This window comes from Sediminibacterium roseum (assembly GCF_009939005.1).
In the GTDB taxonomy this organism is placed as follows: domain Bacteria; phylum Bacteroidota; class Bacteroidia; order Chitinophagales; family Chitinophagaceae; genus Sediminibacterium; species Sediminibacterium roseum.
In genome coordinates this window covers 112296-124138 of the sequence record NZ_JAACJS010000002.1, presented here as the reverse complement: position 1 = coordinate 124138, position 11843 = coordinate 112296, and the positions used below count along the sequence as shown (strand labels likewise).

Sequence of the window (11843 nt, the reverse complement as noted above, 5' to 3'; positions counted from 1 at the left end):
TACATTTCTACGTTTGCGCCGAATTAATCAATGCTGATAACTTATGAAAAACAAACTTATGCTGCTGGCTTCCATTGTTGTTGCTGCAGCCACTGTCATTGCCTGCAACAACACAGCCGGCAATGAGAACAATACCGCCGGCGCCACAAAAGATACTGCCGCACGGGTAGCACGCGGGCAATACCTGGTTACCACAATTGGCTGCGACGATTGCCACTCGCCAAAAAGAATGGGCGCACACGGACCGGAACTTGTTCCCGAACTGCGCTTCTCGGGTTTTCAGAAAGATGGAAAACTGCCACCGGTTGACGGTAAAACCCTCCAGAACGGATGGATGCTGTTTGCGCCCGACCTCACAGCGGCTGTTGGTCCGTGGGGCATTTCTTATGCATCAAACATTACATCCGACCAAACCGGTATCGGCAACTGGAAAGAAGAGAATTTCTTCCGCGCAATGCGCGAAGGGAAATCGAAAGGCCTGGCAGGCAACAGGGATCTCCTTCCGCCAATGCCGTGGGCCAATTTCAGGAACCTTTCAGACGAGGACCTCAGATCCATCTTTGCCTATTTAAAAACAACCAGGCCCGTGAACAATGTGGTGCCGCAACCGGTTCCGCCTACGGCGCTTAAATAAACAGAATCCACAACAGATGAAACAAATGGCTATTAGAAGAACCCGGCTTTTTTCCCTCCTGGTAACAACTGCTTTTCTTTTCACCGCATGCGTAAAAGAAGGCGTATCCGTTAACCCGGACGCGAAGAAGTTGACAAGGATCGAATACGAAGGCGGCAGTTACGAAGCGGTAGAATACAATACCGACGGCACACTCAAAAAGATCGTCAACCACGAAGCCTATGTTGGCGGCGCAGACCACACCGAATACAACGTGGTGTATGCGAATGCACTCATTTCTGAACTCAACGGAACAGACGGCAGCAAATTCAAATACACTTACGATGGAAAAAAAGTGATCAAGACAGAAATCTTTATGCAGGGCGGAAACCTGCTGGGTTACTACCAGTACACTTATGCCGACGATAAAGTAACAAAAGTGGAGGCTTTCATCCGCACGCCGGGCACAAACATTCCAACAACGCCCACCATGCGTTATGAGAATGAATATTATGCCAATGGCAATCTCAAGAAGATCACCTTCTATTCACCGGCACAAGGCGGCAACATGAAAAAAGTAAGCGAAATCGTCTGCACCGAGTACGATGAAAAATTCAATACGTATGCGTTGTTCGAGAACAATCCGTTTCTCCCGCTTGCCAATTTTACGCAGAACAACCCGCTCAAACAAACCATGTACGATGCAAATGGGGGCGTATCTGAATCCATTACCATTTCTTATACCTACGATAATTACGGCAACCCGCTGACCCGCAAAACGGTTACCAAACCAACCGGGCAGGCCGAGTATACCGAAAACGCAGGTTTCTCCTATTAAGATCCGGAATCACCATGAAAAACCAGCTCCCGGCGCTGTTTGGCGCCGGGATTTTTTATGAAAATCCTGCAAAAACCCGCAAACTCACCCATTTATGTGGTTTGAAACCCGCATAAATAGGATATTTTTGCAACGTAAATCAAAACTAATGAAAGCAGTTTTTCAAAATACAATGATCAGTTTGCTGTGCCTGGCAACGGTTGTATTGGCTGCCCCCCACCAATCCATCAGTTTATTCAAGTCCATCCAAAACATGCACAATCCGGCAAAATGCGCGTCGAATGCGGTTAAGAATCAGCCGGTTACCGCTTATAACGTTCAAGCCGCGCGGCCCTCTATTGAAGAAAAGACCATCCGGTTTGCCTGCTGGTGATTTTTCGATATCCGAAAAAAAGGAACTCCCTGTTATTTGAAAGGCTATTAATGAACCTTACTGCCTGGCTTTTGTTTATTTTTGTAGTGAAGGACGATACGTCCGGCATTTAAAACAAGCCCTATGATCAAAACAGGAAATCCAGTGATCAGCATTTATACCGAAATGACGCCCAACCCGGAAACAATGAAATTTGTTGCCAACAAATTGCTGTACCCGGGCAAGAGCATTGATTTTGCAGACGAAACATTGGCCTCCCCCTCACCACTGGCGAAAGAACTGTTCAGTTTCCCTTTTATCAAAAGTGTGTTTATCGCGAGCAATTTTGTTACGCTTACAAAAACCGCTGATACGGAAGACTGGCAGGATGTGATCCCTACCATCAAGGAATTTCTCAAAGACTACCTCGAGAACGGTGGTGTTGTGGTGAATGAAGACGAGGTTGCCAAAGTAAAACAGGAAGCTACCAATACAGTAAGCGCAGACGACGACGACATCGTTAAACGCGTAAAAGAATTGCTCGAGAACTACGTAAAACCCGCAGTGGAAATGGATGGTGGCGCCATACAATTCAAAAGCTACAACGAAGGCACCGTAAACCTTATGTTGCAGGGAAGCTGCAGCGGTTGCCCATCGTCAATGATCACGCTGAAGGCTGGTATTGAAGGAATGATGAAACGCATGATCCCCGAAGTGAAAGAAGTTGTTGCGGAAGCAGAATGATAATTATTCGATTTGATTTTGGAAATGTCCTGCAGATGCGGGACATTTTTTTTGCATCTTCGCATCACCGATGAAAAAGAACCTTTCCCTCTTTCTCAGCAAACATTGGGATGCCTTGCTTGCTTCCATTGCGGCCTGCACATTTATTTGCCTTTTTACGAGGGTCAGCGGCATTGGCATTTCACCGGATTCCGTGAATTACATGAGCGCCGCTACCAATATCCGCGATCATTTTTCTTTTACTGATTTCAACGGCAAGCCGCTGGTGGATTTCCCGTTGGGTTATCCCTGTTTTCTCGCACTTGCTTCATTGATCAGCGGAAGCGCTGTACTGCAGATTGCGCCGCTGGTGAATTGCATTTTGATCAGCGGCGTCATCATCCTTACCAGCCTGATCATTGAAAGTTATAAACCAACCGCAAAGCTTTATAAAACAGCGTTCCTCTCGCTGGTCGCCTGCAGCCCCTGCCTGCTGGAGATTTATGCGATGCTTTGGTCGGAAACATTTTTTCTTTTTCTCTCCCTGCTGTTCATTGTATTGCTGAAAAACTATTGCCGTAGCTACCGCACCGGCGCATTGTTCGCCGTGGCGATTGTTGCCGCGCTTGGGTTTGTTACCCGGTATGCGGGCATTACTTTATTGGCCACCGGTTTTTATATCCTGGTTTTCAACGGCGAACTCCCAACAGCAAAAAAGATAAAACATCTGCTCCTTTTCACCCTCACCGGTGTTTCGCTGGTGGTGATCAACCTGCTGCGCAACAAACAAGCCGCCGGGCATTCTACCGGTGTTCGCGAGAAAGCCTTGCGGACCGTAGGCGATAACCTTGAACAGGCAGGAAACGTTTTGTCTGAATGGCTGCCGTTTCTGAACGGCCACGCATCCCTCTCCACCTGCATTTTTATTTTCCTTTTATTGATGGGCGTGGCGTTTCTTGTGTACCGGCTGTTGCAGCAACAGTATTTTGCTTTTACCGAAAACATCGTTGCCTGTTATTTTGTGGTGTATGCCGTTTTCATCATCGCTATTGCGAGCATATCGAGGTTTGAAGACCTGAGTGGGCGGTTGTTGTCGCCGCTGTATATCCCGATGCTCCTTACCGCTACCGGGTGGATCATCGGCTTTATGAAGCGGTCGGTACGTACAAAACGAATCTTAACCGCCGGCGTTTGCCTCTTGATCTTATATTCATTCCATTCGCATCATTACAAAACAAATGCGGCGGCGTGGGAGGGCATCAAAGACTCGGGCATGCCTGGGTATGCGGAAGGTTCCTGGCGCGAATCCCCTGCAGTGGCAATGGTTCGCGCCAATAAGGCGAATCTTGTGCAGCCTCTTTATGCCAATGCCAATGATGCGGCCTACTTTATGGCCGGCATTCATGCAATGCCGCTTCCGCACAAAGAGATCCAGGCGGAGATAGATGCGCTTTTCCGGCATCCTTCCTTTACGGTGATCTGGTTTGTAGACGGAGACAACCCCGACCTTGTAAGCCTCGATTTTATTAAGCAACACCGGCAACTGCTCTCTGTGGTTGAGGTGGAGAATGGTGGTATTTACGTTTTCGGGGGCACAAAATAAGTTGCCACAGATTTCACGGAAGGACACAGTTGTTGTTTAGAGATCAATACCCACTGCAACCAACTGTGTCCTTCCGTGAAATCTGTGGCAAAAAGAGCACTACAACATCTCCACCCCCATTCCCTGAAATCAATTGTGTAACTTGCTTCAAACCTTTTTACATGTACCGTTTACTTTTCCTGTTCGTATTCGCAACATCAATTGCATCTGCTCAAACGAAACCGCTTTTTACCGTAACCAAAGACAGCACCGTTTTTACGTTAACGGTTGAGGGCGCATCGCATCTTGCATCGTTGCCGTTGAAATGTTTGCAGCAGGAGTATCCGAACAAGACGGGCCATACCTCTACCGGCAATGCGGATCACCTGCGCACGCCGAGCCAGCAGCATCCTTCTTTTTACGGTTGTTACGATTGGCACAGCAGTGTTCACGGGCATTGGATGCTGGTGCGCCTGCTCAAGCAGTTCAGCAACCTTCCTGAAGCGGCACAGGTGCGTGCATCGATCTCGAAAAACATCAACACGGAAAACATAAAAGAAGAGGTAAAATATTTCAGCGCAGTACTTTCAAAAAGTTACGAGCGTACCTATGGCTGGGCATGGGCATTGAAACTGCAGCAGGAGCTGCTTACCTGGAACGATGCCGATGCCGTAAAATGGCGCACGGCAATGCAGCCTTTGTGCGATACCATTGTACAGCTGTGGATGAATTACCTTCCCAAACAAACCTACCCTAACAGAACCGGCGTTCATCCAAATACCGCGTTCGGCCTGGTGTTCGCATTGGATTATGCAAGAACGGCCGGCAATAAAATATTCGAGACGGCAATTGTAAACGCCGCAAAAAGATTGTACCTCAAAGACAAGAACGCACCCTCTGTTTGGGAACCCGATGGAACGGATTTTCTTTCACCCTCGCTTGAAGAAGCGGACCTTATGCGCAATGTGCTGGGTAAGGAAGAATTCTTAAAATGGTTCAATGCATGGATTCCCCTGCCCTCCCTGCAGCACCTGACCGAACTGCCCATCGTATCAGACAGGAACGATCTCCAGATCGTTCACCTGGATGGGTTGTGTTTCAGCAGGAGCTGGTGCATGAAGGGCATTGCCAAACAATTACCCGCCACAGATAAAAGAAAACAACTGTTGCTCCGCTCGGCCATACAACACCTTAATGCAAGCCTGCCGCATATCGCAAGCGGAAGTTATGGCGGTGAGCATTGGCTGGCAAGTTTTGCGGTGTATGCGCTGGTAAACGAATAAATTATCCAATCAGACCCCATGGCAATTTCAGAAGTATACAACCAGTTTATCCAGGGCATGCAAAGCACCACGGCTGTTGAATACATAGCCGTGTTTGCCGGTATTGCGAGCGTGTGGTTCAGCCGGAAAGAAAACATACTGGTGTACCCGGTAGGACTGATCAACACAATATTATACATCTACCTAAACATAAAAGGGCATTTACTTGGCGAAGCAAGTGTGAACCTCTATTACACCATCATGAGTGTGTATGGATGGATACTGTGGGCAAAGCGCGATAAGGTAAACCACGAGATCGTGCTTCACATCACCCGGAGCAATGGAAAGGAGTGGGTGCAGCAGCTTGGTTTTTTTGCGCTGTTCTACGTTGTCATTTTTGCCGCGCTCAGTTGGGCCAAACAGGCATTTGCGCCGGAAGCCATTCCATGGGCAGATGCCTTTGCATCGGCAACGGCCTACACGGGCATGTGGCTGATGGCAAAAAAGAAAGTAGAAAGCTGGATCTGGTGGCTCGCAACAAACCTCGCATCCATTCCTTTGTATTTTATAAAAGGATATGTTTTTACGAGTGTGCAGTTCGTGGTATTGTTTATCCTTGCCGTTGCGGGTTTGGCCGAATGGAATCGGCGGGCAAGCAAACATTCAGTATTTTTAGGGCGTGATTAAAAAGATCGTCGTCATAGGCCCCGAATCCACTGGCAAAAGCACGCTTTGCGAGCAACTGGCCCAGCATTACGGAATGCAGTGGTGTCCTGAATTTGCAAGAGAATACCTGCTTACCAATGGAAAAGATTATACGTTCGACGACCTGCTTACCATTGCCAAAGGACAGCTCGCTTTGGAAGATGAATACACCACGCTGGTAAAAAGCCAGTGGTCGCTTGTAGACGACCGCACCTGGGTTAACCCTCATTCACTCATCACCAAACACCATTCCCCGTTTTTGTTTATCGATACCGATATGTATGTGATGAAAGTGTGGTGCGAATATGTGTTTGAGAAGTGCCACCAGTTTGTGCTCGACCAGATCGTGAGCCGCCAATACGATCTTTATCTTTTGTGCAATACCGATCTTCCCTGGGTAAAAGACGAACTGCGTGAGTACCCGGATGAAAAAAACCGCAGGGAGCTTTTTCATATCTACAAAGACCTGCTTATTAACCAAAACGTTCCCTGGGTTGAGATCAGCGGTGATTACGACGAACGGTTGATCACGGCAATAGATGCGGTGGAGGAATTTGTTCAGTAATTTTATTTCTTCTTTGCTGTATTGACCTTATTCTTTATGATGGCCTGTACATCTTCATCGTCTTCAATGTTCGTCATCTGCCGCATGATCCACGGATAGCGGCTCCCTACGCGCGGGCTGACCGGCTTTACGGTAAATCTTTTCGGGTTAGGCAAACAGGCAATGATCATCGCCGCTTCCTGGCGCGATAAATTCTTTGCGCTCTTGTTGAAATAGGTTTGGGCCGCCGCTTCTACTCCGAAAATACCAGGGCCCATTTCAATCACGTTCAGGTAAACTTCCAGGATCCTTTTCTTCCCCCACACCCATTCGATCATCTGTGTAAAATAAAATTCGCCGGCTTTGCGTATGCGTTTGCTGAGCCATCCATCGCCCTGCCATAAAAAAACATTTTTGGCACATTGCTGGGAGATGGTGCTTGCACCGCCGCCCGGCGGGATCTTTGATTTCTTGTTTTTTTTCGGTTTGAAACTTTTATCGATCGCATCCCAGTCAAACCCATTGTGATCAGGAAACAACTGGTCCTCGCTTGCGATGGCCGCAAGTTTTACATTGTACGAGATCTCATCCCACGGCACATAATCCCTCTTCAAACCATATCCAAAACTGTTGGCCACCTGTGTAACCGTTATCGGCGGCATTACCCAACGGCAGATGATGAGATACAACAGCGAAGAAATAAAACCCCATAGCAGGATCTTTTTCGTCCACCACCATGTTTTCTTAAGGATGCGTTTTGTTTTGGCCTTCATCAGTTACAAGATAATAAAAGATAGGACAGGAAGTTACGGTAGCAGGCGCCAGTAGATGCGATAGAAAAACCGACCGTTACCTGGTATGTATTGTCGTTACCGTGTATTTCTTTCCCAGCCTGATGTATGTTTTATGGGTGGCGCTCAAAAGGCTGCCGATCACAAAAATACCACCGGCCACACCGAGCCGTGTAGCGTTCACCGCACTGAACAATTGTTCTTTGTGAATGGCGGTGTTTGCAAGGTTTAATAAAATGTAGGCTGCGCTGCCGAGTTGAAAAAGCGCGCCGTTCGTAAATATACCGGCATAGTCTCGTTTGGGCATGCCGTAAATTTCGCTTACGTGAAATTGCAGGAGGCCCATGTGGGCAGTATCTATCCTTGGAAAACCGAAAGCATTGGGTACCTGTATCACCGAGATCTGGTCTACCAGCACAGAATCATTTTTGATCTGTTTGATGATGCCCTGTATCCATTGTTTGCTGCTGAACTGAAAATGAAAAACGCTCCCCGGCACCCATGTCTGTATGATCTGGTTCTTCTGCTTTAACACCAGCAGATCACTCTGCGAAAAACAGGATACGGACAGGAGCAATAAGATTGCGGGTAGCAGTTGTTTCACGCGCCTAAGATAAAATGCATGTTGCAAAGAAAACGTTAAGGGCGGGGAGTTCATCATTCGCCCTTCAACAGCGGCCATGCAACAAACTGGTATTCGTAGCGATGTTCTGTAAGGTTCAGCAGGGTTTGCCTGTTGAGTGGCGGTTGTTGCCTGAGAAAATAACTGGTGAGCGATATGCCATATCCCAATTCGTAAAAAAAATCGAACAATGCGGCCGGGGTCGTGTCAAAAAAATCCAGCCCTGAATGCTGGCACTCGAAAACCACCACAGGCCTGCACCTGGCTATGTGTTCCCTGGCGCCTGTCAACATCTTTAATTCAGCACCTTCCACATCGATCTTGATGAGGTCGATTCGGGGCAACGATAAAAGTGCATCGAGCGACGCAATTTTTGTACGGATGGTTTTGCCCTCGATATCACCTAAAAAACCCCTTCTTTTTGACAGCCCGCTTACGCCTGTTCTTTTGAACGAATAGAAGGAAGCTTCCCCGTTTGTATCTGACAATGCGCAGTTAAACAGTTTCACTGATCTGCCCGGAAATTTTTTTTGCAGGTAACTGAATAATTCGGGGATGGGTTCAAACCCGTATACCATACCGGCTGTGCATCGCTTAACCATCCGCGAAAAAAGCTGCGCCTCATTTACACCAACATCTATACACACCGCGTTTTGTGGCAATTGCCCGATGAGGGCGGCTACCTGCATATCGTACACCGGCAATTTTGGAGAGACCCATTTTTGATAGAATAGATAGCCACGGTACACCATGCTGCGCGCCATGTTGCTTACAGATATACGAAGGTGATTTTTATTAAAAATTGCCATGTAACGACAATAACATTAAGAAATCATTATGCGATCTTATCCCCATAGGCAAGAACACCCCAGCAGAGTGCGATGCCAAAACCGATCAAGATCAACCCGGAAATCTTGTTGATGATACGGAGTATCTCAGGCGTAAGCTTCGAACGCAGGCGCGAGGCCAGCGCCACTTTTGCAATGTCGGTAAACAACACAAACAAAAGGCAGGTAATGAAAACAATAGACCGGTACTCTGCGGGATGCGGCGTGGTTTGCGAATCTACAATGATCGCGGTTGTCCAGGCAAACCAGAAAAGAAACACACCGGGGTTCAAAACATTGATCAAAAAGCCCGATGCAAATATCGCTGCCAGGTCGCGCTTGCGGAATGTCTTGTTCACGATCTTATTGTCCTCGTCTGTTTTTACTTTTTTGAAGAACAGGGTATAGATGCCCAGGCTCACCAAAAAAACACTGCCCGCAATGGCTATCGCTGTTTTGTGACTAAGCGCTAAATTGAAAAGCGAAGTGAACAGATTGCATACAAGAACGATGCAGATATCACTCACCGAAATACCTGCCACAAAAACGTACCCGGCCTTGTGCCCGTTGTTGATGCTCTGTTTGAGAATAGCAAAAATTACAGGTCCTACGGAAATAGCAAGAAACACTCCCAAAACCAATCCTTTGATCAACGGTGCCAGCATGTTATGTTCTTATTGTGTGTTATAAAGGACAAGACACAAGTTACAGCAAAAGGTACAAGTTACAAGAAAACAAAACGGCAGGGCGACCGGGTTTTGTTTAAGTAAACAACGTCGTTTTCTGTTCCTGTCTTTCCTAATTTATAATTTTGGCACTGATCACTTTGTCCAGACCCGCAAACCTTTCTTCGAAATAAAAATTTCCGTATTTGTAAAGGGAGTCCTGGACCAGTGCCGGTTTTTTCCCGTAACGCGCATTGAATTTTGAAAGCACGCCGATGCCTTTGATGATGCGGGCCACGGGTGTATATCCTGTTACGCCAAGACGCGTTTCGGTGTCGAGCTTTGGGTTATCGGTGTTGTTGATGAAGAGCTGCGTACAACGGTCGTTCTTCCCGCCCCTTGCAAAAGCAAGCGTACCCTTTGTGTTTTTATGAAGCCGTGGTTCATCTTTTATTTTTTTGGGATCCCAGAAACGGTTGGTGGCGCGGTCGGGAGCAATACCAAACTGCGTTACAAAACCCGGCTCCACGCGAAAAAGCAGGTTGTTGTTGTAAAAGCCGGAGCTGATCAGTTGGTACAGGCGGTCTACGCCGAGCGGCGACCATTTCCGGTTCGCTTCAATAACAAATTCGCCTTTGGTTGTCTTGAAAACTGCGCGGAACGTTTCGGGTGCTTTTTGCTGTAAAACAGCGGGTGAGGGAACCTGTGCGGTTGCAGTATAAAAAACAAATATGGAAACGAGTAACAACCCTTTTTTCATTCTCTTCTGTTGATCGCATTTAAGAGATGTTTTTCCCGTCGAGAAATTTCTGCCAGTCTTCCAGCAAACTTCCTTTCAAAACCCTTGGAAATTTATGCTGGCCGCCCACTTTTCCTTTGGCTTTCATAAAATCAAGAAACTGTTGTTCGGTAAGTACGGTAAGCATTACGTCTTTCAGGGCGCTTCTTCTTTCCACCGCGTAATCGTCGTTGAGTTCTTTGAGTTTGTTATCGATGAGGGATACGAGTTTATCCTTATCCACTTTTGCGTTACAGGCCACGTACCAATGGTGCGCAAAAAAGTTTCCATGCGGCACGCCCGCCACTGTAAACTCAGGTATGCTGATGTTGAGCGCTTCGCTGGCAAGCTGGATGGCTTTGTTCATATTGTCTACGCTCAGGTGTTCGCCCACCAGGCTTAGAAAATGTTTGGTGCGCCCGGTGATGATGATCTCGCTTCTTTCTTTGTCAACAAACCGTACCGTATCGCCAATCAGGTAGCGCCATGTTCCGGCAGCGGTGCTGATGAGCAGCGCATAATCTTTTCCTTCTTCCACTTCGTGGATCATCAATGCTTCCGGGTTGGGGATCATTTCGCCGTCTGCATCAAAATTCTTTTCGTCGAAGGGAACAAATTCCAGGAAGATGTGTTCGCCGGTTACAAGCCGCATACCGCTGGCGTGCTGGCGTTCCTGGTAAGCAATAAACCCTTCGCTGGCCAGGTAGGTTTCGATGTAGGTGATGGGTTTGCCGAGTAATTTTTCAAACCCCTTCTTATAGGGCTCAAAGCTTACGCCGCCGTGCACAAAAAAATCGAGGTTGGGCCACATTTCGTGGATGTTGTTGAGCTTGTAGCGCTCGATCACCATCTCCATACACATCTGCACCCAGGCGGGAACGCCAACGATGAAGCCTATGTCCCACTCCGGCGCTTTCTCTACGATCTCCTGTAATTTTTTGTTCCAGTCTTTCTGTTTTGCGATTTTTTTTCCGGGCTTATAAAACGGTTGAAACCAGAAGGGCGCTTTTTTAACGGTGATGCCGCTGAGGTCGCCGGCAAAGTAATGATCCGCTTTCTGCAACTCCGTACTTCCCGCCAATGTGAGCCAGCCCTTGCTGATAGAGGAATAGGGAATGCCTTCGTAAGTGCGCAGGCTCAGCAGTTGTTTGATCATTACGATCTTGTTGCCGCGCAGCAGGTCGTTTGTGATGGGAATGTATTTGCTGGCCGATTCGCTGGTGCCGCTGCTAAGGGCATAGTAACGGATCTTGCCGGGCCAGCATATATCGGGCTTGCCCTCGAGGGTCTTGTGCCACCATTCGTTGTAGATCTTGTTGTAATTGAACGTGGGCACCAGCTCCTGGAACTTTTTACCGGGATGTTTGCTGGCAAGTATATCATCGAACCGGTATTGCTGCCCGAATTCTGTAAAACGAGCTTTGCGCAGTAATTTCCTGAGCACCTTCAGCTGCTGCCTGCGGGGATTGTTCTGTGGCAACCGCAGGGCCTTTAAAATGGTATTCGGGAGCTTGATATCAAGTATGGCCATCGTTAGAAGC

General features: G+C 47.7%; 14 protein-coding genes. 8 read left to right on the top strand and 6 right to left on the bottom strand.

Annotated elements, in window-relative coordinates:
* The first annotated feature begins 43 nt into the window (after positions 1 to 43).
* From GWC95_RS00455 to GWC95_RS00420, 8 genes are all read left to right on the top strand, one after another.
* On the top strand, positions 44 to 634 hold the full coding sequence (locus GWC95_RS00455; RefSeq protein WP_161816702.1) for a c-type cytochrome: 591 nt from the start codon (positions 44 to 46) through the stop codon (positions 632 to 634).
* 25 nt (positions 635 to 659) lie between these two features.
* Complete coding sequence (locus GWC95_RS00450) at positions 660 to 1451, top strand: hypothetical protein (RefSeq protein ID WP_161816701.1); 792 nt, start codon at positions 660 to 662, stop codon at positions 1449 to 1451.
* Between the two features lie 94 nt (positions 1452 to 1545).
* Positions 1546 to 1824 (top strand): hypothetical protein, encoded by a 279-nt coding sequence (locus tag GWC95_RS00445; protein WP_161816700.1) that lies wholly within the window; start codon positions 1546 to 1548, stop codon positions 1822 to 1824.
* A 123-nt stretch (positions 1825 to 1947) separates the two neighbouring features.
* Positions 1948 to 2547, top strand: coding sequence for a NifU family protein (locus tag GWC95_RS00440; RefSeq protein WP_161816699.1), 600 nt, complete (start codon positions 1948 to 1950; stop codon positions 2545 to 2547).
* 70 nt (positions 2548 to 2617) lie between these two features.
* The gene (locus tag GWC95_RS00435; protein WP_161816698.1) at positions 2618 to 4129 is read left to right on the top strand and encodes a hypothetical protein; all 1512 of its coding nucleotides are present in this window, start codon (positions 2618 to 2620) and stop codon (positions 4127 to 4129) included.
* Between the two features lie 161 nt (positions 4130 to 4290).
* On the top strand, positions 4291 to 5391 hold the full coding sequence (locus GWC95_RS00430; RefSeq protein ID WP_161816697.1) for a DUF2891 domain-containing protein: 1101 nt from the start codon (positions 4291 to 4293) through the stop codon (positions 5389 to 5391).
* A gap of 18 nt (positions 5392 to 5409) precedes the next feature.
* The gene (gene pnuC, locus GWC95_RS00425) at positions 5410 to 6057 is read left to right on the top strand and encodes a nicotinamide riboside transporter PnuC (protein ID WP_161816696.1); all 648 of its coding nucleotides are present in this window, start codon (positions 5410 to 5412) and stop codon (positions 6055 to 6057) included.
* Entirely contained in the window at positions 6050 to 6640 is a 591-nt protein-coding gene (locus GWC95_RS00420) for an AAA family ATPase (protein WP_161816695.1), read from the top strand. The genes pnuC and GWC95_RS00420 overlap by 8 nt, the downstream gene beginning before the upstream one ends.
* Positions 6641 to 6642: 2 nt before the next feature.
* Here GWC95_RS00420 and mtgA read toward each other — a convergent pair whose 3' ends face one another.
* From mtgA to GWC95_RS00390, 6 genes are all read right to left on the bottom strand, one after another.
* Positions 6643 to 7392: a monofunctional biosynthetic peptidoglycan transglycosylase gene (gene mtgA / locus GWC95_RS00415; protein ID WP_161816694.1), complete on the bottom strand. Its 750-nt coding sequence runs from the start codon at positions 7390 to 7392 to the stop codon at positions 6643 to 6645.
* A 76-nt stretch (positions 7393 to 7468) separates the two neighbouring features.
* Complete coding sequence (locus GWC95_RS00410; protein WP_161816693.1) at positions 7469 to 8014, bottom strand: hypothetical protein; 546 nt, start codon at positions 8012 to 8014, stop codon at positions 7469 to 7471.
* Between the two features lie 53 nt (positions 8015 to 8067).
* Positions 8068 to 8841, bottom strand: a complete 774-nt coding sequence (locus GWC95_RS00405; RefSeq protein ID WP_161816692.1) for an FkbM family methyltransferase — start codon at positions 8839 to 8841, stop codon at positions 8068 to 8070.
* A 26-nt stretch (positions 8842 to 8867) separates the two neighbouring features.
* Positions 8868 to 9524: a LysE family translocator gene (locus GWC95_RS00400; RefSeq protein ID WP_161816691.1), complete on the bottom strand. Its 657-nt coding sequence runs from the start codon at positions 9522 to 9524 to the stop codon at positions 8868 to 8870.
* A 133-nt stretch (positions 9525 to 9657) separates the two neighbouring features.
* The gene (locus GWC95_RS00395) at positions 9658 to 10284 is read right to left on the bottom strand and encodes a peptidylprolyl isomerase (RefSeq protein ID WP_161816690.1); all 627 of its coding nucleotides are present in this window, start codon (positions 10282 to 10284) and stop codon (positions 9658 to 9660) included.
* A 19-nt stretch (positions 10285 to 10303) separates the two neighbouring features.
* Complete coding sequence (locus GWC95_RS00390) at positions 10304 to 11833, bottom strand: GH3 family domain-containing protein (protein WP_161816689.1); 1530 nt, start codon at positions 11831 to 11833, stop codon at positions 10304 to 10306.
* Positions 11834 to 11843 lie beyond the last annotated feature (10 nt).